Origin of the sequence: Candidatus Roseilinea sp. NK_OTU-006 (genome assembly GCF_012931985.1) — a bacterium.
GTDB lineage: Bacteria > Chloroflexota > Anaerolineae > J036 > Brachytrichaceae > JAAFGM01.
In genome coordinates, this window is record NZ_JAAFGM010000003.1 from 34,177 (window position 1) to 56,836 (window position 22,660).

Here is a 22,660-nt window from a genome sequence, read left to right on the forward strand (position 1 = left end):
CGCATGGCGGAGCGCAGGTCGCGCCTACACCACACGGGCGATACTGCCGCGCGGGGTCTTGCGCACCTCGATCTGCGCGGGGAAGGCGTCCTTCAGCTCATCAATGTGAGTGATGACGAAGATGCGCTCGAAGTCGTCCTCGATCGCCTTGATGGCTTCGATCAGTCGCTCGCGCCCTTGGGCGTCCTGTGTGCCGAAGCCTTCATCTATGAACAAGGTCTGCAGCCGGGCGTTGGCACGGTGGGCCAGCAGCCGGCTCAGCGCAATGCGAATGGCAAAGTTCACCCGGAAGGCCTCGCCGCCGCTGAACATCTCGTAGGCGCGCTCGCCCAGTTCGTCGCTGATGCGAATTTCGAGCGTCTCGCTGGTCTCGCCTTTTTGCGTCAGCCGCTGCGTCTCGAAGCGCACGTTCATCCGGCCGTTGGTCATGCGGCCCAGTAGGGCATTGGCTGCAGCCTCCAGCTCCGGCAGCACGCTCTCGATGATCATGGCCGGCACGCCGTTCCTGCCAAAAGCGACGCGCAGTTCCTCAAAGCGGGCTTGTTGCTTCTTGCAAGCGGTCAGTTCGGCGTCCAGCCGGTCGCGCACGCTGCGCATGGCCTGCGCCGACTGCACGCGCTGATTCGCTTCGCCCACCCGGCGTTGCGCGCGCAAGAAATCGTCGCGGGCGCGCTCTAACGTCGCCCGCGCCTGTGGTTCGCGTTGTAGCTCGCGCTCGCAACTTGAGATCGCAGCCTGCAATTCTTCAAGCGACTTCTCCTCGCTAGATTTTTGTTCCAGCAGTGTCGCCTCGCGCAGGTTGAGCGTCTCGAGCGCGCGCTGTTCACTTTGGATGGCGATCTCGGCGCGGTCGAGTTGTGCTTTGCGTTCCGCGTAGGGGGCCAAGCGGGTCTGGATGTCTTGGCGTAGCCGGTTGTGCGCGGCGGCGTCGTAGCCCAACTGGGCGAGTGCTTGTGTCACCTGCGCCAGCGTGTGATGCGCATCGCGTGCGTAGTCCTGCTGCTCCAGCCGCGCGGCTAATGCATCCACAGCCGCTTCGGCTTCCGGCAGTTGTGCCTCGGCCTCCTGAGCGCACGCGATGCGGTCGGCCAGCGCGGCGTGTTCGCGTTGCAGCGCCGGCAGGTCGCGCAGCACGTGGTCAAGCTCAGCGATCCGCGCTTCGAGTTGGGCGCGTCGCTCGTTGAGTTGCTTGATGCGCGCTTCGTTGGCGCGGTAAGCGTCGCCGCGTTCCTTGCCGCGCGCCTGCCATTCCGCCAGCAAGCGAGCGCGGTCTTCCTCAGACAACTCGCGCCCGCAGGTCGGGCAGATGGCGCCGACGCTGCTGAGCGCGTCAATGCGCGTCTTGAGTTCGCGCATCTCTTGGCGCAGCGTTTCGTTCTGCGCTTTCGCTTCGCCCTGCTGCTCACGCGCCTCGCTCAGTTGGCGCTGCTGTTCGTCACGCTCACGCCGAGCCGCCTCCATTTGGGCGAGGTGTTCACTCACCTCGCGTTGCTTTACTTCCAGCGACTGGTCGGCGGCCAATTGGCGCAGCTCATTCAGCCGGCGGCGCGCGTCGGCCAGGTCGCGCTCGAGCACATGGCGCGCCTCGGCGATGGCCCGTTCGGCGGCGTATTTGCGCTCGTTCAGGCCGGCCATGCTGGCCAGCTTCACGTTGAGCGCCTCGTTCGATGCACGGGCCTGCTCCAACTCCGCGAAACCCCGCTCGATCTCTTCACGTTGGCGTAGGGTGTTCTGGTATTGCTCGAGCAACGCCACGTGCTGTTCGCGCTCGGCGCGCAGCTTATCGAGGTCCGCCTGCAAGGTGCGCAGGCGAGCTGCGATCTGCGCCTGCTGCGCGCGCAGCGTCCGGGCGCGTTCGCGTTGGCGCTCGATCTCGGTCATGTCTGCCTCGGCCTGCTGCAGGACGCGTTCCGCCTCGTGCGCGACGGTCTGCGCTTCGCGCAGCGCGCGCTCGTATTCGGGCAATCGGGCGATCTCGGCTTCGGCCTGGTCGAGTTCGGCCTTGAGCTTGAGTTGCTCGCCTTCTAGCGCGGCGAGGCGATCCCTGGCGCGCGCCTCGTAGGCTTGCCAAATGTCCAGGTTGAGAATTTCGCTCAACACGGCTTTGCGCTGGGCCGGCGGCTTCAGCGTAAATTCGTCGGCGCGCCCCTGTTTGAGGTACGCCGAGTTGATGAACGTCTCGTATGTCAGATTGAGTGTGCGGATGATCTTCTCTTGAGTGTCGGCGATGCGCGCTTCGGTGAGCATGGTCCAGCCGTTGTCGGCGGTTTTCACAAAGAAGTCCAGCGTGCCGCTGGAGGTCGGCGCTTTGCCTTTGGCGGCTTTGCCGATCTTGCGCGTGCGCACCACCTGGTAGACATGCGGGCCTTCGCTGAAGGTGAGGGCGACGCGCATCTCGGTCGCGCCTTGGTGGATCAGCTCATCGTCGCGCTTGGCGCGGGCCTGGCCCCAGAGCGCCCAGGTGATCGCATCGAGCAGCGTGCTCTTGCCGGCGCCATTCTCGCCGGTGAGCACTGCGACGTGCAGCCCGCTGAAGTCCAGCGGCGCCATGTCGCGGTAGGCCATGAAGTTCTTCAGTTCGAGTTTGAGCGGGATCATGGCAAATTCCGCATCGGTTCCTCAGCGTCAGGCGTTGTGAGCGCGTCGAGCGCCTGCCATTCGTAGTCCACGCGCCCATCCTCGTGCAAGGTCAGCCATCCGATGCGCGGCGACTCTTTGGAGCGCAGCTCCGCCGAGGCAGAGATGGCGCCGGGGTTGAAATATAACGCGCCGCCCCGCCGCACGGCGCAGCTCATATGCGAGTGTCCGAACACGACAACGGTTGCTTCGGGGGGCTTCAGGCGAGCCAGCCGGGCGATCAATTTTTCGTTGATGCGGGAGAGCGAGTGTCGTCCACCGATACCGGCGAACTTGTCGAGCACGGAGTGGGCGAAGCTGATATGGCCGTGCGTCACCCAGATGACGTGCCGGCCTGCGCGCAGCGTCACGCACAGCGGCAGGTCTTGGTCGTGCAGGCCGGTGCTGAACTGCCAGTGCAAGTTGCCGCGCACGGCGTAGGTCGGCGCGATCGCCTGCAGCGGCGGCAGGATATCCGGCGTCTCCAGATCGCCCGCATGCAAGATGACATCGCTGCCGCGCAACAGCTCGTACACCTGCGGCGGCATCGCTTTCAATCGGTGTGGGATGTGCGTGTCAGCCAGTATGCCAATGCGCCGGCAACCATCCAGCTCGATCGGTGGCGGATGAAGTGCGTCGTTCACGGTTCAACGCGCGATGTTACCATTGCCAACATATCGCCCGTTCAGACGCAATCATCATGCATCGCGACAATCGCTCGATCCTGGAGACCATCATCGAACACAAGCGGAATGACGAACTGCCTCAACGCAAACGTCAGATGCCGCCGGCCGAAGTGCGTCGCCTAGCCGAAACCGCCGGCGCGCCCACGCGCGACTTCGCCGCGGCGCTGCGCCGAGCCGATGGGCGGGTCGCGCTCATTGCCGAGATCAAGCGCGCCTCGCCTTCCAAAGGGGAACTGGCGCGGGGCGCGTTTCGGCCGGAAGCGCTGGCGCGCATCTATGCCACCCACGGCGCATCGGCCATCAGTGTGTTGACCGATGAACGCTTCTTCAAAGGGGCGCTGGATCATCTGCGGGAGGTGCGCGCTGTGGTGGATGTGCCGCTGTTGCGCAAAGATTTCATCCTCGATCCCTATCAGGTCTATGAGGCGCGCGCAGCCGGCGCCGATGCGGTGCTGTTGATCGCTGCCGCGCTCGATGACGCTGCGCTGCGCGACCTGTTCGCGCTCGCGCGCGAACTTGGCTTGACGCCGCTGGTCGAAGTGCATGACGAGCATGAGACCGACCGCGCGCTGGCCGTCGGCGCGCGCGTGATCGGCGTCAACAACCGCGACTTGCGCACCTTCGCCACCGACATTGAGGCCACGGCGCGATGTGCGGCGCGCATCCTCAGCGCCGGCTCACAAGCGGACAGTTGCACGCTTGTCTCCGAGAGCGGCATCTTCACCGCCGACGATGTTGCGCGCGTCGCCGCCATGGGCGCCCAGGCAGTCCTGGTCGGCGAATCCATCATCACGTCGGACGATATGGCAGCGCAGGTGCAGATGCTGTCGGGCGTGGTCAGACCGGCCGCTCGGCGCGGCACCCAGTCCGCTTAAGGCTCAATCCTTCTTGAGCAGGTCGCGAATTTCGGTGAGCAGCTTGACTTCCGCCGGCGGTTCAGCAGGCGGCGGGGCCGGCCGCTTGTAAATCTTGTTCGCTGCGCGCACGAGAAAGAACATCGCAACGGCGATGACCAGGAAGTTGATCACCGTCTGGAGAAAGCGCCCCCAGGCGATCACCGGCGCGTCGGCCGCCTGCGCAGCGGCGAGCGAGACGTACTGCTTCCCATCGAGCGCGATGAACAAATTGGAGAAGTTGACGCCACCCAGGATCAGCCCGATGGGGGGCATGACGATGTCGTTGACGAGTGAGTGCACGATCGCCCCGAACGCAGCCCCCATGACCAAACCGACGGCCAAATCCACAACGTTGCCGCGGGCGATAAACTCTCGGAACTCCTTCCACACAGTGCGCTTTCTCCTCCTGGTTCGATGTCGCCTAAAAGCTCACCGAATCCGCGCGTGTTATACCATTGCCAGGCGGTTGGAACGGGTCGCGTGGCGCAGCCCGAAGCTTCGCGCCTCTTGCGCTGTTCTATAATCTCGTGCTTGCACCTGCACGCAGGTGTGCATCCCTAACCCAAGGAAGCATGAATGAAAGTCTCGTGCCTGCAGGAAAACCTCGCGCGCGGGTTGAGCATCGTCAGCCGCGCCGTCGCCCCACGAACGGCCACGCTACCTGTGCTTACGCACATCGTGCTTGCCACCGACCACGGGCGCTTGAAGATCGCAGCCACCAACCTCGAGCTGGGGATTAGCTGTTGGATCGGCGCGAAGGTGGAGGACGAGGGGGCGATCACCGTGCCGGCGCGCACATTCACCGACCTGGTCGCCCTGCTGCCTGCCGATCGGGTAGACCTCGAGCTGAACATCCGCACGCAGACGCTGCGAGTGCACAGCGGCCGCACCGACGCCAACATCAAGGGCATTGACGCGCAAGAGTTCCCGATCATCCCAACCTTTCAAGAGGGCGCTGCCGCATGCATCGAGCCGGCTGTGCTGAAGAAGATGATCGCCCAAGTGGTGTTCGCGGCGGCCACCGACGAGAGCCGCCCAACGCTGACCGGCGTGCTCACCAAGCTGGAAGGCGACAAGATCACCATGGCGGCGACGGATGGGTTTCGTCTGAGCGTGCGATCCGACCGATTGAAGGAGCCGGTGGGCGAACCGCGCACGATCCTCATCCCGGCCAAAGCGCTGGTGGAAGTGGGGCGCGTCATGGGCGACCAGGACGAGCCGGTGGCCATCAGCATCACGCCCTCGCACGGCCAGGTGCTCTTCCACATGAAAGACGTGGACGTCGTCGCGCAGTTGATTGATCAGAAGTTCCCCGACTACGAGCCGATCATCCCGAAGCGCCACGACACGCGCACGATCGTGAACACCGCCGAGATGCTGAAAGCGTGCCGACAAGCCAGCATCTTCGCCCGCGATTCGCTCGATACCGTGCGCGTGCTCATCAAGCCGGGCGAGGAACTCGAACCGGGCAAAGTGACCGTGGTCGCCCGCGCCGACGAGACCGGCGATAACCAGAGCGAGCTAGAGGCGACCGTCGTCGGCAACGAGATCGAGATTGGTTTCAACGTCAGGTATCTGATCGAAGCCTTCTCTGCGGTGGATACGCCGCAGACGGCAATCGAGACCACCCAGCCGCGCAGCCCGGCGGTCATCCGCGCCCTCGGCGATGACCACTTCTTCCACCTGGTGATGCCGATGCATTTGCCGAAGGGGTGAGCGATGGAGCGGGTGGCTGCGCCTTGAGCCAACCACAGATCGCGCCCGCGGCGAATCACTCACCGGCCTATAGCACCCTGCTGACGCGCAGCCAGGCATTGCCCATCTCAGCGTTGGCGCTTTCGATGTTCTGCGACGCACCCATCACCACAACGCGGCCGCGCGCGCTCACATCGTCCAGGATGTCGGCGAAACGCACGAAATCCTGCGGCGTGGTGCCAAGCACCTCATCGCGGATGCGCTGGCGCGCTTCCTCGCTATCGCTGGCCAGGTAACGCACCATCGAAGTGAAGCCCTTGGCGTCGGGCAGCATGTAATCGTCTATATCGCCGATCACGCCGATGATGGTGCGCGTCACCTCCGCTTCGCTGGGTGGGTGCTGACGCAGGAAAGCGGCGGCGCCGTCGTAGTTGCGAATCGTGCCGAGCAGGTTGGGGTCGCGATACGAGAGGAAGGTCCATGCGCCGCTGCGCGTGTCGAAGGTGCAGAAGCCGCCGTAGGCGCCACCCTGCATACGCACGCGCTCCCACAGGTAGCCGGTGCGCAGGTAGTTCTGCACCGGCAGCCATGTCCCACTGAGCCGATGGCCGAGGGCATAGAGGTCTGCACCTTTGCCCACATAGTTGACCTGCGCTGGGATGGTCAGACCTTCGTTGCCGGCTTCGCCGCCGTCGGGCCAATCGAAAAGTGGAGAGTGGGAAGTGGGGAGTTGGTCAATGAAGGCGGAAAGTTTGGGTTGGAGTTGAGACCAGTTCGCCGCGTCGAGCGTGACGTTGGCGACCATGCCCTGGCGCGTGATCAGCCGGTCGCGCACGCGCGTCAGCCGGGCCAGCACCCCGTCCCAGTCGCGCTCCACTTGTTCGGCCAGCCGGCGCAAGAAGAAGAGCTGGCTCACACCGCCGATCTGCTCGGCAGCCCAGTCGGTCTGGCTAAAAACCGACCGCAGGCGAACGTTGACAAACGCATGGCCGCTGGGGACGAGGCCGCCCTCTATGCTGGCCTTGTTCTCCAGCACGATCTGTTTGAAGCGTTCGCGGTTGTCGAGTCGGGCGTTCAGCAGCACGTCGCGCAGGATGTCGAGCAGGTCGTCGAACTGGGCGACGGTGCTCTTGGCGCGCAGGAAGAAGCGTCCGACGGGTTGGCGACCCTCGCGCGAGATGGTGTTCAACGTGCTGGAGCTGATGCCGCCGGTCTTGCGCCCAATGCGCTGCAGCAGCTTGACGAAATCTTCCTTATCGGTGCCCATCTGCAACAGGACGCGGCCGATGAGCGCAGCATACGGCACGTCTTCGGGAGGCAGGGCGCGCAGATCGAAGCCAAGATCCAGGTAGACGATGCCGTTCGTGAACAGGTCGTGATAGAGGATGGTCGTGCCGTCTGCCTCTTTGAAGATCTCAATCGGGATTACTTTATTCTTCCGATCCAGGTCGCTGAGCTTGAGCGAAGGGATGGCCGCCAGCGCCTCGGGCGGGTCGGGCGTGAGCTGCATTGCCTTGAGCGTCTGAGTGTCGGCGAGGATGCGCTGAAGGTCGGCGTCGCTCATTTGTGCGCGCGCTGCATCCAGCCGGGCGCGCTCTTTGGCGGCCAGTTCCTGGCGTATGGTTGCGTCGGGGATCAGGATCACCGTCGTGCGATGCGGGTTATCGAGGAAGTATTTTTGGATCAAGTCGGTGAAGACCGGTTCGCCGCGCCCCAGGCGCGCCTTGATGGACTGCAGCGGCCGCTCGAAGGCCAACAGCGCAAACGGATCGCCGCCGTAGAGCCAGGTTCGCAGCGCCATGGTCATGAAGACGATACCGCGCGGAAAGCTGCCGAAGTTGCTCTCGCGCAGACGGAACTCAACGGTATTGACCGAGGCCTCAACCTGATCCGGCGCGAACCCGTCGCGGGCCAGCTTGGACAGGGTGTCGAGCACGAGTTGCTCCAGCTTATCGGCGTCCGCAGGATTCATGCCTTTCAATCCGACGGAGAACGTGGACTGGCGCAGCTCATCATCATAGCCGCTGCTGGTCAAGTTCTCGCCAAGCCCGCTGTCGATCAGCGCCTTGCGCAAGGGCGAGGCCGGCGTGCCCACCAGCATGTGCGACAGAATGTTGAGGGCGAGCGTCATCTCCGGGTCCCTTTCGTCGGTCAGCAGCCAATTGATCGAAACCATGCCGCGCTTGGTCTGCGGCTCGTCGCCGGCATCGTAGCGCTCGACGATACGTCGCGGCGCCTGCCAGCGCGGTTGTAAGCCGATCTCCGGCTTCACCTCGATGCGGTCAAACGCGCTCAACCAGGCATCCAGATAGCGCAGCCGCTCTTCCGGGTCGTCGTTGCCGTAGAAGACGATGCGCGCGTTGGAGGGGTGATAGTATGTCTCGTGGAACTTCTTGAACTGCGCGTAGGTCAGGTCGGGAATGACGGCCGGGTCGCCGCCGGAGTCGAACCGATAGACGGTATCGGGGAAGAGCGTGTGCTGGATCGTGCGGGCAAGCACGTTGTCGGGCGACGAATAAGCCCCTTTCATCTCATTGAAGACGACGCCCTTGAACTGCAATGGCTGATTCGGTTCTTCCAGCTCATAATGCCAGCCTTCCTGCATGAGCGTCCATGGCGTGATGCGCGGGTAGAACACCGCGTCGAGGTACACGTCTATCAGGTTGTAGAGGTCTTTGACGTTCTGGCTGGCGACCGGGTAAATGGTGCGGTCGGGATAGGTCATCGCGTTCAGGAAGGTGTTCAGCGACCCTTTGGCCAGCTCGATGAACGGCTCCTTGACCGGATACTTGCGCGAGCCGCACAGCACGCTATGTTCGAGGATGTGAGGGAGGCCGGTCGAATCCTGCGGCGGCGTAGCAAATGCAATGCCGAAGACTTTGTTCTCGTCGTCGTTAATCAACGAAAGCAACTGGGCGCCGGTCTTGACGTGGCGATAAAGCCGCGCCGTCGAGTTGATCTCGGCGAGGGTCTCTTCGCGGACCAGCTCGAAGCCATAGGTAACGCTCATGGGCAGGAGGATACCACTACGACATTTGAGGATTAGAATAGAGGGTGTGAAAGGCGAGCGAGGCGCCCAAGCACGATGGAGGAGCACCGTACGGTCCAATCTCTCGATGAGCTGCTCAGGCTGATGGCGCCAAGGAGCAGCAGCGCAGACCTTGTGCTCGTCGAGCGTGCCTACCGCTTGGCCGAAGCTGCGCATATTGACCAGAAGCGCTCGACCGGCGAGCCGTATATCACGCACCCACTAGCCGTGGCGGGCATCCTCGCCCAGACCAAGCTCGATCCTCCGACTGTTGCGGCGGCGCTGCTGCACGACGTGGCAGAAGATACGTCGGTCACGGTGGACGACATCCGCGCCCAGTTTGGCGATGAGATCGCCAAGCTCGTGGATGCTGTGACGAAGCTCAGCAAGCGCGAAGGCATCAAGCGCGAGTTCACCGTCGGCGAAGGCGCAAAAGATGAAGCGTCGCAGACGTTCAACTACCGCACCGAGCGCGACGCCGAAAGCCTGCGCAAGATGATGCTGGGGTTGGCCGAGGACGTGCGCGTGGTGTTGATCAAGCTGGCCGACCGGCTGCACAACATGTATACGCTGGACGCGCTGCCGCCGGAGAAGCAGCGCCGCATCGCGCGTGAGACGCTGGACATCTACGCGCCGCTGGCCAACCGCCTGGGCATCTGGGAGTGGAAAACGCAGCTCGAAGACTTGGGCTTCCGCTACGCCGACCCCGAGCAGTATGCCTTCCTCTCGCGCATGGTCGAAGCCGGCGCCGAGGAGCGCGAACGACGGGTGCGCCGTTACATTCTGGCGCTGCGCGACGCGCTGGCCGAGGCCGGCATCTACCATGTCGAAATTACCGGCCGCGCCAAGCAGATCTACAGCATCTGGCGCAAGATGCAGCGTAAGCACACCTCGTTCGACCAGATCAACGACACACAAGCCATCCGCGTCATCATCGAAGATGGCAGCGACGAAGCGCCCGAGTCCGAGCCGCAGCCCGACCTGCCGGTGGACGACGAGGGCAGCGAAGTGAACGTGGATGCGATCGTCAACGAGCTGCAGAAAGAGGCGCAGCAGGATCGCGCTGCGAAGAACCGCGAACGCAAGCTGGCGGAGCAAGCGCAATTGATGGCCCAGCCGGCCGTGCAGACCTGCTACATCGTGCTCGGCATCGTGCATCGCCTGTGGAAGCCCATCCCCGGTGAGTTCGACGACTACATCGCCGTGCCGAAGGACAACCGCTACCAAAGCCTGCACACCGCGGTGATCACCGAGGACGGCAAGACGCTGGAGGTGCAAATCCGCACGCGGGCGATGCACCGGGCCGCCGAGTACGGTGTGGCCGCCCACTGGCTCTACAAAGACGACGCGCAGATCAGCGGCGCATATCAAAAACACATCGAGCAACTGCGCGAGGCCATCAAGTCCATCGGCAGCGAGGCGGAAGACGCCGCGTCGTTCGTGGACGCGCTGAAGACCGACCAGTTCAAGGACACCGTCTTCTGCTTCACTCCCAAAGGCAAGCTGATCGAACTGCCCGCTGGCTCTACCATCATTGACTTTGCCTACCGCATCCATACCGAGATCGGCGACCATTGCCGAGGCGCAAAAGTCAACGGGCGCATGGAGCCGCTGACCTACAAGCTCAAGAACGGCGACCAGGTCGAAGTGATCACCCGGCCGAACGCCCAGCCCAGCCGCGACTGGCTGCACGACCCGTCCTATATCGCGACCTCGGCGGCGCGAAACAAGGTGCGCCAGTGGTTCCGCAGACAAGACCGCGCGCAAAACATCGCCGCCGGCCGCGAGATGATCGAGCGTGAACTCAAGCGCATAGGCGTGTCGGACTGGATGAAATTGGCCGACGTGTATCGCCTGTTCAAGGTCGAGCCCGGCAAAGAGGATGACTTCCTGGAGAAGGTGGGTTACGGCACCATCACGCTGATGAGCGTGTCGTCGCGCGTGCTGGAGGAGGAGCGCCGCCGGCAGAAGCAGCGCGAGGAACGGCTGCCCGGCCTGGCCGGCTTGACCAACCTGATCCGGCCCAAGCGCAACGGCGACACCCTGACAAAGGGCGGTCAGTTCATCGTCGCCGGCGTACACGGCATGTATTGCACGCCGGCGCAGTGCTGCAACCCGCTGCCCGGCGATGAGGTGATCGGCTACGTCACGCGCGGCCAGGGCGTCAAGGTGCACAGGCGCGACTGCAAGAACATCTTGAACGCCGAGCAAGAGCGCTTGATCGAGGTCGTCTACGTCGGCCATCCCGACGAAACGTATCCTGTGCAATTCATGGTCATCGCTGCCGAGCGCACCGGCCTGTTGGCCGAGCTGACCCACGTGCTGGCCGAGAACAAGATCAACATCACCGACGTGAGCATTGCCAAGCGCGACCTGCAACACGGCGAAGTTCAGGTGTGGCTCAAGGCGGAGCTGGCCAGCGCCGATCAGGTCACGCCGGTGATGAACAGGCTCAAGCAGGTCAGGAACGTCTTCGAGGTCAACCGCGTGTTCGGCGGGCGCGGCCGCTGATCAGATCAGCGCCCTCCCTTGCATGTGCCCGGGCACCGACAGGCCCAACGCGCGGAGCACGGTCGGCGCGATGTCCATCAATTGCGCGCCCTCAACCTTGCGACCGTTGCCGGGCCGGCGCGGGTCGCGCCAGATAAACAGCCCATTCTGCGCATGGTTGCAATCGTCCGGCCCGGTGTCGTTCTCGAAGGTGTAAATGCGGCCGTGGCCCAGCGAGCCGACCGAGCGCCACAACAAATCGCCGAAATACACGATGAGGTCCGGCGCGACGCCGTTGACCTGCTGGTAGATTTCCTGCGGTTTGAAAACGCGCGTGCCGATGGCCTCGCCGCGATGATTTGGGATCGCCGCGAGTTTCTCCGCCAATTCGTCGCGCACGGCCTCATACTCGGTGAGGGCAACTGCGCCTTCCGGCTCGCGGCCTTGCACGTTGAGGAAGACGCGCCCATAGTAGCCGCCGCTGCCCCAGGCCCGTGTGCGTGACCAGTCCACCGCGTCGCGCTCGATCAGCTTCTCCAGCGTGACGATCTGGCCTGGCTGCGGCGCTTCCTTCAACGCCAGGTAGCCTTCGCGCCACAGCCACTCGTTCAGGCAGATGCCGCCGTCCAGACGCTTCGCACCGTGGTCGGACACCACCAGCACGATGGCATCCTCAGGGAGCATCGCTAGCCACGCGCCGATCTTGGCGTCCAGATAGACGTAGTAATCGTGAATGGCGCGCTCGTAGGGATTGCCGGCTTGGTAACGCCAGTGGCGCGGGTCATGGTAGCGCCAGAAGCCATGATGAATGCGATCCACACCGATCTCCATCACCATGAAGAAGTCCCACGGCTCACTCCTCAGCAGCGCGTCCACCACCTTGAAGCGCGCTTCGGTCATCGCGTAGATCTGTCGGAGCAGCCAATCTTTGTCCTCGGTGCGGAACTCGTTGACGTCGAACGCGTAGTCCGGCGCGATGCGCAGCACCTCGTCTTTCAGGCGGGGGGGATAGGCGAACGGGCTGTGCCGGCCCGGCGTCAGGAAGTCTGAGATCAGACAGCCGTTGAGCGGCTTCACCGGAAAGGTCTGCGGAACGCCGATGACCACGCTGCGCTTGCCGGCCTCGGTCAGGTAATCCCACACGCGCTTCTCTTTGACGTGCTCCGCGTTCGCCGTGAACATGCGCCCATAGGACGTGTCGGCGCGATTGCGAAAGCCGTAGATGCCGAGCACACCAGGATCGCGCGAAGAGAGCATCGAACTCCACGCCGGCACGGTGATCGCCGGGATGCACGACTTTAGCTCGCCCCATACGCCGCCGGCGGCCAGGCGCGAGAGATTCGGCAAATCGTCGCGCCAGCGGTCGAACACCAGCTCGGGCGCGGCGCAGTCCAGCCCCACGACAAAGACGCGCGGGGGCGAACGCCGGAAGAAGGATGGCAGCTTCACGCTGGCGAATTCTATATCCGCCCCCCGCCGGTGGATTAGAGGGCGCATTCGCCAAAATAAGGGAGACGTGTTCGCGAGGGCGCGCTCGGCCCCATTCGCGGCATATCGAGGTGCGGGAACGGAGTCCGCGCTCGACCATGCGCCCGTTGCCCCTATACACGAATGCACCCATATTAAATCCGCTTAAACACAACATGCCTATACTTCCCGCCACATGGCTCGTCGCCAACCCGATATTGTGCTGCTCGTGCTCGACACGCGCAGGGTAGATCGTTTCGCTTGCCTCGGCTACCCCACCCCCACCTCGCCGAACCTCGACGCATTCGCCCAAGAATGCACGCGCTTCGAATGGGCTATCGCGCCTGCGCAATGGAGCATTCCGGCGCACGCCTCGCTCTTTACGGGCGAGTATCCGTCCGTCCACGGCATGTTCCAAACGACCAGCGTGCTCGCCGATGCGCTGCCCACGCTGGCCGAGCGCCTGTGTGACGGTGGCTATTTCACGGCCGCCTTTTGCAACAACCCGCTCGTCGGCGTGGTGAACAATGGGCTGCGGCGCGGCTTCCAGAGCTTCCTCAACTACGTCGGCCTGATCACTACGCATCCCAATCAGGCCAGCCCGCAGTCCGGGCTGCTGGACAAATACCGGCAATGGTTCAAGCGTAAATTCGCCGAATCCGTCTCCAGCGTGCAGGGCGTCGTTGCAAATTCGGAGCGGCTGACCGAGCTGTCGTTCACGCCGCTCTTCTTCCCAATCTGGCAGGCGGCGCTGAGCTTGAAGGGCAATTCGGCGCGTTCACTCAGCGACGCTGCCCACCTGCTCATCCGGCGCGAGGGGCTTTCGCCGCGCCAGCCGGTCTTTTGTTTCATCAATCTGATGGATACGCACATGCCGTATCACGCGCCGCGCCGGCTGGTGGAGCGCTTCGCCCCGCAGTTCTTCCGCAATCGTGAGCTGCAAGCGTATCTGCGCCGCTTCAACAGCGATGCTTTCGGATGGCTCGCGCCGCTGGAAGAGGAGATCGCGCCGGAGCATAAAGCGCTGTTGGACGGCATGTACGACGCGCAGGCGGCTTGGCAGGATGAAATGGTCGGCGCGTTCTTCGACCGACTGCGCGCAAGTGGCGCGCTCGAGCGTACGCTGTTCATCGTCACATCCGACCACGGCGAGCACCTGGGCGAGCGGCAACTGGTCGGCCATACCATCTCGCTCTACAACGAATTGATCCATGTGCCGCTGCTCGTGCGTGACCCGACGGGCGAATTTGCGCCTGGGACGGGCGTGGACCATTTCGTATCGTCGCGACGGTTGTTCCACACGGCGCTCGCCGCTGCTGGCGTCGCCTCTCCGGTAGAGCGGGCGCTCTCGCTGGTGAACGTCGGTGCAAGTGACCCGGAGCAGGGCGAGGCGTTCTCCGAAGCCATCTTGCCGCTGAACGTACAGCACATGCTCATACGCCGCAAGCCGGAGCTGGCCCGCCGGCGCGGCGCGGATCAGCGGCGCATCGCTGTATGCAGCGGGCGCTATAAGCTCATCCAGACCGGCGCTGATCGCTTCGAACTGTATGACCTGTCGCGCGATCCCGGCGAGATGGAGAACCTGTGCGACAAACTGCCGGTGCAGGTTGAGGCGCTGCGAGAGCGCCTGCGCGCGTTCGCGCTACGGCAGTCGGGGCGCCAAGCGGCAGAACAAGCCGTGACGAGCGACGATCCGCTCGTGCTGAACCGCTTGAGGGATTTGGGTTATCTGGAGTGAATGCGATGTATCCACCGGTTGGCCCTGTGTTGATCGAGATCGGTCCGCTCTCGCTGCGCTGGTATGGCGTGCTGATGGTGACCGCGTTCATCGTCGCTGCGGCGATCGCTGCACGCTACGTGGAGCGCAAAGCGCAGCGCAGCAGCAACGTGTGGGACGGGTTGCTTTGGGTGCTGGTCGGTGCGGTGATCGGCGCGCGGCTGTACTACGTGTTCATCCAATCGCCGCGCGGGCCGAACGGCATCGAGCGTTACCTGACCCACCCGCTCGAAATCCTCAACGTGATGGGAGGCGGGTTGCATATCTTCGGCGGGTTCATCGGCGGCGCGCTTGCGCTGCTGCTTTACACGCGCCGGCGGAACTTGCCGGCGGCGATTTACCTCGACGGCGCTGCGTTGGGCATGCCGCTCGGCCAAGCCATCGCCCGGCTGGGCAACTTCATCAACCAGGAACTCTACGGGCCGCCCACAACGCTGCCGTGGGGCCTGCGGATTGACCCGCCCCATCGCATCCCGCCGTTCGACGATCTAATGCGCTATCCGGAGAGCACGCGCTTCCACCCGCTGTTCCTCTATGAGGCGATCTGGAACCTGGTGGGATTTGCGCTGCTGAACATCATCTCGCGCCGGTTCGAGAAGCAACTGCGCGATGGCGACTTGATCCTCATGTATGCCATCTGGTATCCGCTGGGTCGGTTCTTCCTCGAGTTCCTGCGCACCGACTCGTGGTTCTTCCCGGGCACGCCGTTCAACGTGGTGCATGTGCTGTCATTCCTGGCGATCTGCGGCGCGGCGGCGCTGCTGGTCTGGCGACATCGCGCGCTGGCAAAGGTGGCGTCTGCCCAGGCATGACGCCGGACTCAGCGAGAGCAGACGAGCGAGGTTAGCCAGCGACCGGAGACTTGTACAACCCGCAGCGAAGCCGACATGAGGCTAGCATCGCTGCGGGTTGCCTGCGGATTCGTCCGCCTTGTGAGTGCTGCGGTTATTTCGCCGTCGCTGCGCGCGCCCGACGGGCATCTACGAACGACTTCACGCACAGGGCGAAGAACGCACCGCTGATCACGAACATCGCGACGTTCGACCAGAACGCGACGCCCAGTTCGCCGCCGGCGGTCAGGCCGGGGATGATGCGCGATAGCGGCGCCAACGTCCCAATTAGGCCGACGACCGCCGCGATGTGCATGGCGGTCTTTTCGTTGCCCCGACCAGCCCACCAGCCCAATCCAACCAGCGCCAGGCCAAATAGCGCGGGGATCAGCGCGGTGAAGCTGGAGGCGCCGCCCAGCAGGTATCCGCCCAAACCGGCGACGATCAATGCGATACCGAAACCTATCGTTGTGCGCGACATTTTTAGTCACCTCCTGAATCTCAACGCATGCTGCCAGTTCTCCATGATATGCAGTAAGCTGAGTATTGCGTTAACCCCTGGCAGATTCCGCGCATCCTCCCTATAATCGCCGGCGTTCGAGGTTGATATCCCCGTATGCTCCGGCTGCTCGCCTTCCTAAAACCGCATCGGAAGCTCGTTATCGCCCTGGTTCTCGTCAACTTCTTCCTCTCGGCAATGCTGACCGTCGCGCCGCTGGTCATCAAGGCCATCGTGGACGATGTGATCGGCGCACAGCGGCTCGAGCTATTGTTGCCCTATTTGGCCTTGCTGTTGCTCGTCACCGGCGCGCGCGCAGCGGCGACCTACTTCTATTCGTATGGGCAGAACAAACTCGGCCAACTGGTGATGACCGACGTACGCGCGGCGTTGTACCGCAAGCTGCTCGTGCTTCCCTACAGCTTCTACGACAAGGAGCAGACCGGCCGGCTGATGAGCCGGGTGAGCAGCGACGTGGAGAGCACGCGCATCTTCCTATCCCAAATCCTGGTCGAGTCGCTCAATCATGCGATGACGATCGTGCTGGCGACTGTTGCTCTGTTTGAGCAGAGCGTGATTTTGGCGCTGCTTGCTGCAGGGCCGATGGTCGCCTCCGGCCTCGCCATGTATGCGGCGCATCGCCGCCTGAGCGAGCCCTGGGCGCTTCAGCATCAACGCTTTGCCAAGATGTCGGCGACCTTGCAGGACAGCTTGGCCGGCGTGAAAGTGGTCAAAGCGTTCGCGCAAGAGGCGCAGGAGGAACACAAGTTCATGGCGACCGTGGCCGAGGTGCGCGCCGGTAGCCTACGCATCAACGACCTGTGGAACAGACGCTGGGCCGTGATCGGCAGCATCGGTCGCTTTATGCAACTCTTGATGATCGGGGTGGGCGGGTACATGGTGATGGCCGGCAGCCTGAGCCTGGGCGCGCTGGTCGCAGCGATCAGCTTGAGCCTGCTGCTGCTCGGCGCAGTGAATGCGCTCGGCACGCAGCTCAACGCCTTCAGCCAAACGGCGACGGCGTCGGTGCGCATCTTCGAGCTGCTCGACGAGCCGGTGACGATCCGCAGCCCGGCGCGCCCACAGCGCCTGAGCGGTGAACTGCGCGGAGAGATCGAATTCGAGCAGGTGAGCTTCCGCTACCCCACGTCGCGGGCGAACACGCTGCGGGATATCAACTTGCGCATCCCCGCCGGCTCGTCGCTCGCCGTGGTGGGCGCGACCGGCAGCGGCAAGAGCACACTGGTGCACCTGATCGGGCGCTTCTACGACCCGAGGGCCGGCCGGGTGCTGGTGGATGGACATGACGTGCGCACGCTCGATTTGGCTGATCTGCGCCGGCAGATCGGTATGGTGGCGCAGGATGCGCTGCTATTCTCGGCCTCGATCGCCGAGAACATCGCCTTTGGCCGACCCGACGCGCCGCGCGAAGCGATTGAACGCGCCGCAAAACTGGCGCAGGCGCACGATTTCATCGTCCAGTTGCCGGACGGCTACGACACCAAGATCGGCGAGCGCGGCATCGGGCTATCCGGCGGGCAACGCCAGCGCATCGCCATCGCCCGCGCCATCCTGCTCGACCCGCGCATTTTGATCCTGGACGACTCGATGTCGGCGGTGGATGCCGAGACCGAGAAGCTGCTGCAGGCCGCCATCCGCACAGTCATGCGCGGCCGGACGACCATCCTCATCGCCCACCGACTATCCACTGTGGAGCAGGCCGATCGCATCATCGTGCTGCGCGAGGGACGGATCGTCGAGCAGGGCACGCACGCCGAGCTGGCCCGCAGCAGCGGCTACTACCGCCACGTGTTGGAGATGCAGCGCATGAGCGCCGCCGAGACCATGAGTGAGACACTCCCCACCGCCCCACAGACGGTGGGCATTTGTTAGGATTGTGATGCTCCGCAGTTTGGCCAAACCCCTCGGGCGCGCCGACCAGGACGAACCGCCCTCTTCGCCGCCGCATCACACACTGAGCCGGCTGTTCTCATACCTGCGGCCCTATCGCCTCCGCATGCTGGTCACCCTGGGCATCTACGTCGTGTGTGTCACGCTGGCGCAGCTCTACCCATTCGTTGACCGCAAGTTGATTGATGAGCACATCGCCGTCGGCAACCCGGATGGCTTTTTGCCGCTGCTGTTCCTGGCGGTGGTGATGCACGCCGTGAACTGGGGCGGGGTGTATGTGCGGTCGCAACTGATCCAGCGCATTAGCTGGGACATTCTGGTTAACCTGCGCCGGCAGCTCTTCCGCCATGTCGCCGGTCTGTCCTTCAAGTTTCACGAGAACGAGCCGGTCGGCAAGACCATGACGCGCTTCATCAGCGACGCCAGCACGCTGAACGACTTCCTCACCAACCAAGTGGCCAACGTGGTCAACGACGTGATGTCCGGCCTGATTGTGATCGTGCTGATGTTCGCCATCAACCCGATGCTTACGCTGATTGCGCTGTGCATGTTGCCGGTGCTCACCGCAATCGGCTTGTATATGCGCCCACGGCTATACGAGGGGTGGGAGCGCGTGCGCGAGAACATGACGCGCTTCAACATCTTCCTCGCCGAGAACATCGCCGGCATGCGCGTCATCCAGGCGTTCGTCCGCGAGAACGTCAACCTCGGACAATTTCAGGCGGCCAACCAGCGCGTGGTGACCGAGTGGATGAAGGTGATCGGATTGCAATCGTGGTTCTCGCCGCTGGTGGAAATCACGCGCTCGGTCGCGCTGGTCATCGTGCTGTTCATCGCGGCCAACCGGCTCGGCGTCGGCGGCGAAGCGCTCACCGTCGGCACCCTGGTCGCCTTCACGGCCTACATCAACAACCTGTGGGCGCCGATCAGCACGCTCACCAACATGTACGTGGTGCTGCAGGCCACGTTGGCCTCGGCCGACAAGGTGTTCCAGTTGCTGGACACCCAGCCGACGATCACCGATGCGCCCAATGCCGTCACCCTGCCGCCCATCAAAGGCGAGATCGTCTTCGACCATGTGGATTTTGGCTACGACGAATCGCGCAACGTCCTGGAGGATGTTTCGCTGCGTATTGAGCCGGGGCAACTGGTCGCCCTGGTCGGGCAAACCGGCTCCGGCAAGACAACGCTGGCCAGCCTGGTGTGCCGCTTCTACGACGTGACCGGCGGGCGCATCACGGTGGATGGCTACGATGTGCGCGCAGTCACGCAGCAATCGCTCCGTTCGCAGATCGGCGTGGTGTTGCAAGAGCCGTTCATCTTTAGCGACACCATCGCTAACAACATCCGCTACGGTCGTCCCGACGCCACGATGGAAGAGGTGATCGCCGCGGCTAAGCAAGCAAACTGTCATGACTTCATCATGCAACTGAGCGACGGCTACGAGACGGTGGCGCATGAACGCGGCTCGCAGTTCTCCGTCGGCCAGCGCCAGCTCCTCTCGATTGCGCGCGCCATCCTGGCCAACCCGCGCGTGATCGTGCTGGACGAAGCGACCTCCGCGGTGGATACCGAGACCGAACGGCTGATTCAAGATGCGTTTGAAAAGCTGATGGCAGCCGCAGATTCGCCGCACGGCCGGCGGACGGCCATCGTGATTGCCCATCGCCTCTCGACCATCCGCAAGGCCGATCAGATCGTGGTGCTCAAGCACGGCCGAATTGTCGAAGTGGGCAACCACCAGACGCTGGTGAACAAGCCGGGAGGCTACTACGCTGCGCTGGTGCGGGCGCAGGCGAGCGGTCACTGAGCCTCCTCCCCTGCGACCCAGCCGGCTAACTCCGCGCGGCCGACCAGGGCGCAGCCAGTCTCCTGGGCCAACTTGCGCGCATCCGCGCCAAAGGCGCCGTTGGTAATCACCATCGCCGCGTCGCATGCGTAGCGCGCCCGGCGGTCGTTGGCATAGCGGATCGTTCCGGGCGAGAGTGGCTTGTTGTAGCGCACGGCGCAGACGACATACGACGCCCGGTCTTTGACGGCGATTAACTCCAGCCCAGAGTCTCGCTCGGCCTCGTCATGGCCCGGCGGAAGCCGCACAGTGTAGCCCTGCTTCTGCAGCAGGCCGGCCACAAACTGGCGAAATTCGGCCTGCGACATCCGATCTACCCTGAACGTCGCCAGCGCCGCCTCCGTGCGGGTTTGCTGCTGTCGCGCGTCGGCCTGGTCCTTGATGAACGCGACGGCCACATAGCCCAGGAAGGCGAACAGCGCCAGGATGGGCGCGCTCAAGCAGAGCGAGGCCGGATTCGTGAGCGGATCGAAGCTGAGGTTCAAGCTCATTGTGAGAAGCTGTGAGCTACGAGCCGCGAGCTACGAACTGTGAGCTGTTGAGGGCTATGCGCTCGGCTCTGGACTCTGGACTCTGACTTCTGGACTCTGACTTCTGGATTCTGACTTCTGACCTCTGACTTCTGGATTCTGACTTCTGACCTCTGACCTCTGAACCAACTTCAACGTGTAGCACAGTGGGTTCGACGTATGCGCACGCAGCGTGAATCCGGCGCTTTCGGCCCAGCGCATCACCGTGCGCCAACCGACATATTCCGGCTCGATCCACTCTTCGCCGACGATGAGGACACCGTCCGGCTTGAGCACGCGCCGCGCTTCGCTCAGCGCGGCGCTGCGGTCGTGCAACATCGGCAGGACAGAGATCATCAGCACCGCGTCGAAGGTGTGCGCCTCGAACGGCAGTCGGGTGGCCGGCGCAACGTGCACGACGACATTATCGAGGCCCGCCCGGCACAGGCGGCGGCGCAAGGCTGCCACCATTGCCGGCTGCACGTCCACCGCGTGTATGCGGCGCACATAGCGCGCGAGCGGCAGCGTGAACGCGCCGTTGCCGCAGCCCAGGTCCAGCACCGTCCAGTCGGGCTTCGGCTCGAGGAAGCGCAAGAGTCGCGATGGCGCGCGGTAGGCCATGCGCAGCGGGCTGAGCAACAGGGGCGCGCAAGCCGGCGGCGTGATGAGCGCAGCGCGGCGTGTAACCCAGCGCACGGCCAGCGTTGCGCCGGTGGCCAGGCCAAGCACGAAAAGCGCCAAACGAACAATCCGCGCGCGCATCCCCAACCTCGATTGTAACGGCGCGCCAGGGGATGCCCCGGATCACTTGTCGTAGATGGCGCTCGATTGATCGCTCAGTTCGCCGATGTGCCCGTTCAAGACGCAGTGATGCAGCGCGAAGTTTACCCAGGCGAGATGCTCATTTCCACCCTCGCACCAGGCGATGCGGTCGCATGAAAGTTGGGCTGTCGTCTTGCATCGTGCCGACATGTTAGGCGTGCGGCGCACCGCCAGCCCGCCCAAGTGAGCCGGTCACTCCACCAGCGCGCGTTCGATCCACGCGCCAACATGCAGCGCCCGTTCATCTTCGCCGAAGGGTGTGATCACCTGGACGCCGACCGGCAACCCATCGCACTGTGCGAACGGCAGCGACAGCGCCGGCACGCCGGCAAAGGCCGCCGGCGCGGTCAGGTGCAGGATCGCCTGGCGCAGGTTCTTCGCGCCAGATTCCAAGCCGATCTCCACCGTACCGCGCAGCGGGGCGACGCATGGCGCTGATGGCATCAACAGGGCATCGGCGTCTTGCAGCGCACGGTGGAGCGCCGCGCGCATTTCCCCCTGGCGCTGTTTAGCCTCCAAGTACTGCACTGCGCTGAACTGATAGCCGCGCATCAGCGCTTCGCGCACGCCGGGCGCGAACGCCTCCGGCTGCGTCTCCAGCGCGCGGCGATGCACCATCACCGACTCCGCGCGCAAAGGCAGGAAAGCCTCGCCGGCGTTGCCGATGTCCAGCATGACATCGGCGACCGATGCGCCGACGGCCTCCAGGCGCGCGACGAACGCCTCGAACGCAGCGCGCACATCGGGCGTCAGCGCGCCTGCCAGATAGGCGCGCGGAACGACGAAGCGCGGCGCGCCATCGCCGAAGTCCCACAGAGCCGGCGGAGCGCCGCGGCGAGCCGACAGGACCGCGAACATCGTCGCGGCATCGGCCACCGTGCGGGTGATCGGCCCGGCATGATCGCAACTGGGGATCAGCGCCAGCGCACCTTCGAGCGAGACTGCGCCAAACGATGGCTTGAAGCCTACCACGCCGCAAAACGAGGCCGGCAAGCGGATCGAGCCGGCGGTGTCGCTGCCCAAAGAGCCATAGCCAATGCCGATCGCCGTCGCAGCCGCCGAGCCGGACGACGAACCGCCTGCTTGGTGCGCCGGATCGTGCGGGTTCTTCACGTCGCCGGTCCAGGGGTTCTCCCCGTTCAACCCCAGCGCGATCTCCTGCATGTTGGTTTTGGCGAGGATGATCGCGCCGGCTTCGCGCAGCCGTGTCACGGCAATTGCCTCGTCGGGTTCGATAGGCGGCAGCGGCGCATTCGCGCCGGCTTTCGTGGGCATGCCGCGCACGTTGAACAGATCCTTGACCGTGATCGGCACGCCATGTAGCGGGCCACGGATAGGCCCGCTGCGCGCTTCTCGTTCAAGCACGCGCGCTTCGGCCAGGGCGCGGTCGGCGTCGAGGAAGGCAATTGTGTTCAAGTCTTGGAAACGCGCGACGCGCGCAAGGGCATCTTCGACCAGGGCGACCGGTGAGCAGGTGCCGGCGCGCACAGCAGCAGCCGCAGCGGCGAGCGTGGGGGGGATGATCGGGCGATCGCTTTCAGTCGGCATCTGTGGTTGGCAAGGGAGAGGCGCAGCGCGGCGTCGG

Annotated in this window: 16 protein-coding genes; 7 read left to right on the forward strand and 9 right to left on the reverse strand. The window is 64.0% G+C overall.

Features of this window, described 5'->3' with window-relative positions; all coding sequences use genetic code 11:
* Positions 1–24: 24 nt before the first annotated feature.
* Positions 25–2,598, reverse strand: a complete 2,574-nt coding sequence (locus tag GXH28_RS02770) for an AAA family ATPase (RefSeq protein ID WP_169237486.1) — start codon at positions 2,596–2,598, stop codon at positions 25–27.
* Positions 2,595–3,260, reverse strand: a complete 666-nt coding sequence (locus GXH28_RS02775) for a metallophosphoesterase family protein (RefSeq protein ID WP_169237487.1) — start codon at positions 3,258–3,260, stop codon at positions 2,595–2,597. The genes GXH28_RS02770 and GXH28_RS02775 overlap by 4 nt, the downstream gene beginning before the upstream one ends.
* A 56-nt stretch (positions 3,261–3,316) precedes the next feature.
* On the opposite strand from GXH28_RS02775, the gene trpC reads away from it, so the two are divergent.
* Positions 3,317–4,177 (forward strand): indole-3-glycerol phosphate synthase TrpC, encoded by an 861-nt coding sequence (gene trpC / locus GXH28_RS02780; protein ID WP_169237488.1) that lies wholly within the window; start codon positions 3,317–3,319, stop codon positions 4,175–4,177.
* A 3-nt stretch (positions 4,178–4,180) separates the two neighbouring features.
* Here the strand turns inward: trpC and mscL are convergent, their stop codons facing one another.
* Complete coding sequence (mscL, locus tag GXH28_RS02785) at positions 4,181–4,588, reverse strand: large conductance mechanosensitive channel protein MscL (protein WP_169237489.1); 408 nt, start codon at positions 4,586–4,588, stop codon at positions 4,181–4,183.
* Positions 4,589–4,774: 186 nt separating this feature from the next.
* Here mscL and dnaN point away from each other — a divergent pair, with 186 nt between their 5' ends.
* On the forward strand, positions 4,775–5,914 hold the full coding sequence (gene dnaN, locus GXH28_RS02790; protein WP_169237490.1) for a DNA polymerase III subunit beta: 1,140 nt from the start codon (positions 4,775–4,777) through the stop codon (positions 5,912–5,914).
* 67 nt (positions 5,915–5,981) lie between these two features.
* Here dnaN and GXH28_RS02795 read toward each other — a convergent pair whose 3' ends face one another.
* Positions 5,982–8,903: an insulinase family protein gene (locus tag GXH28_RS02795; protein WP_169237491.1), complete on the reverse strand. Its 2,922-nt coding sequence runs from the start codon at positions 8,901–8,903 to the stop codon at positions 5,982–5,984.
* A 75-nt stretch (positions 8,904–8,978) separates the two neighbouring features.
* Here GXH28_RS02795 and GXH28_RS02800 point away from each other — a divergent pair, with 75 nt between their 5' ends.
* Entirely contained in the window at positions 8,979–11,432 is a 2,454-nt protein-coding gene (locus GXH28_RS02800) for a RelA/SpoT family protein (protein WP_169237492.1), read from the forward strand.
* Here GXH28_RS02800 and GXH28_RS02805 read toward each other — a convergent pair whose 3' ends face one another.
* Entirely contained in the window at positions 11,433–12,860 is a 1,428-nt protein-coding gene (locus tag GXH28_RS02805; protein ID WP_320447899.1) for an alkaline phosphatase family protein, read from the reverse strand.
* Between the two features lie 214 nt (positions 12,861–13,074).
* Here GXH28_RS02805 and GXH28_RS02810 point away from each other — a divergent pair, with 214 nt between their 5' ends.
* The gene (locus GXH28_RS02810; protein WP_169237494.1) at positions 13,075–14,616 is read left to right on the forward strand and encodes a sulfatase-like hydrolase/transferase; all 1,542 of its coding nucleotides are present in this window, start codon (positions 13,075–13,077) and stop codon (positions 14,614–14,616) included.
* A gap of 5 nt (positions 14,617–14,621) precedes the next feature.
* On the forward strand, positions 14,622–15,467 hold the full coding sequence (lgt, locus tag GXH28_RS02815; protein WP_169237495.1) for a prolipoprotein diacylglyceryl transferase: 846 nt from the start codon (positions 14,622–14,624) through the stop codon (positions 15,465–15,467).
* 133 nt (positions 15,468–15,600) lie between these two features.
* On the opposite strand, the gene GXH28_RS02820 is transcribed toward lgt, so the two are convergent.
* Entirely contained in the window at positions 15,601–15,966 is a 366-nt protein-coding gene (locus GXH28_RS02820; RefSeq protein ID WP_169237496.1) for a hypothetical protein, read from the reverse strand.
* A 135-nt stretch (positions 15,967–16,101) separates the two neighbouring features.
* On the opposite strand from GXH28_RS02820, the gene GXH28_RS02825 reads away from it, so the two are divergent.
* Together GXH28_RS02825 and GXH28_RS02830 are read left to right on the forward strand one after the other, a co-directional pair.
* Positions 16,102–17,877 (forward strand): ABC transporter ATP-binding protein, encoded by a 1,776-nt coding sequence (locus GXH28_RS02825; RefSeq protein WP_169237497.1) that lies wholly within the window; start codon positions 16,102–16,104, stop codon positions 17,875–17,877.
* A gap of 19 nt (positions 17,878–17,896) precedes the next feature.
* A complete protein-coding gene (locus tag GXH28_RS02830; protein ID WP_169237498.1) occupies positions 17,897–19,705 on the forward strand; it encodes an ABC transporter ATP-binding protein in 1,809 nt (602 codons plus the stop codon).
* Here the strand turns inward: GXH28_RS02830 and GXH28_RS02835 are convergent.
* From GXH28_RS02835 to GXH28_RS02845, 3 genes are all read right to left on the reverse strand, one after another.
* A complete protein-coding gene (locus GXH28_RS02835) occupies positions 19,699–20,235 on the reverse strand; it encodes a restriction endonuclease (protein ID WP_169237499.1) in 537 nt (178 codons plus the stop codon). The genes GXH28_RS02830 and GXH28_RS02835 overlap by 7 nt on opposite strands.
* A 54-nt stretch (positions 20,236–20,289) precedes the next feature.
* Positions 20,290–21,015 carry a class I SAM-dependent methyltransferase gene (locus tag GXH28_RS02840; RefSeq protein WP_169237500.1) on the reverse strand — a complete coding sequence of 242 codons (726 nt, stop codon included), beginning with the start codon at positions 21,013–21,015 and terminating at the stop codon, positions 20,290–20,292.
* Positions 21,016–21,267: 252 nt separating this feature from the next.
* Positions 21,268–22,623, reverse strand: a complete 1,356-nt coding sequence (locus GXH28_RS02845) for an amidase (RefSeq protein ID WP_169237501.1) — start codon at positions 22,621–22,623, stop codon at positions 21,268–21,270.
* Positions 22,624–22,660 lie beyond the last annotated feature (37 nt).

Bases quoted from the DNA above. Each gene is read 5' to 3' on its own strand.
- GXH28_RS02770 (WP_169237486.1), bottom strand. From the start codon at position 2,598: ATGATCCCGCTCAAACTCGAACTGAAGAACTTCATGGCCTACCGCGAC.
- trpC (WP_169237488.1), top strand. From the start codon at position 3,317: ATGCATCGCGACAATCGCTCGATCCTGGAGACCATCATCGAACACAAG.
- dnaN (WP_169237490.1), top strand. From the start codon at position 4,775: ATGAAAGTCTCGTGCCTGCAGGAAAACCTCGCGCGCGGGTTGAGCATC.
- GXH28_RS02795 (WP_169237491.1), bottom strand. From the start codon at position 8,903: ATGAGCGTTACCTATGGCTTCGAGCTGGTCCGCGAAGAGACCCTCGCC.
- GXH28_RS02800 (WP_169237492.1), top strand. From the start codon at position 8,979: ATGGAGGAGCACCGTACGGTCCAATCTCTCGATGAGCTGCTCAGGCTG.
- GXH28_RS02810 (WP_169237494.1), top strand. From the start codon at position 13,075: ATGGCTCGTCGCCAACCCGATATTGTGCTGCTCGTGCTCGACACGCGC.
- lgt (WP_169237495.1), top strand. From the start codon at position 14,622: ATGTATCCACCGGTTGGCCCTGTGTTGATCGAGATCGGTCCGCTCTCG.
- GXH28_RS02820 (WP_169237496.1), bottom strand. From the start codon at position 15,966: ATGTCGCGCACAACGATAGGTTTCGGTATCGCATTGATCGTCGCCGGT.
- GXH28_RS02825 (WP_169237497.1), top strand. From the start codon at position 16,102: ATGCTCCGGCTGCTCGCCTTCCTAAAACCGCATCGGAAGCTCGTTATC.
- GXH28_RS02835 (WP_169237499.1), bottom strand. From the start codon at position 20,235: ATGAGCTTGAACCTCAGCTTCGATCCGCTCACGAATCCGGCCTCGCTC.
- GXH28_RS02840 (WP_169237500.1), bottom strand. From the start codon at position 21,015: ATGCGCGCGCGGATTGTTCGTTTGGCGCTTTTCGTGCTTGGCCTGGCC.
- GXH28_RS02845 (WP_169237501.1), bottom strand. From the start codon at position 22,623: ATGCCGACTGAAAGCGATCGCCCGATCATCCCCCCCACGCTCGCCGCT.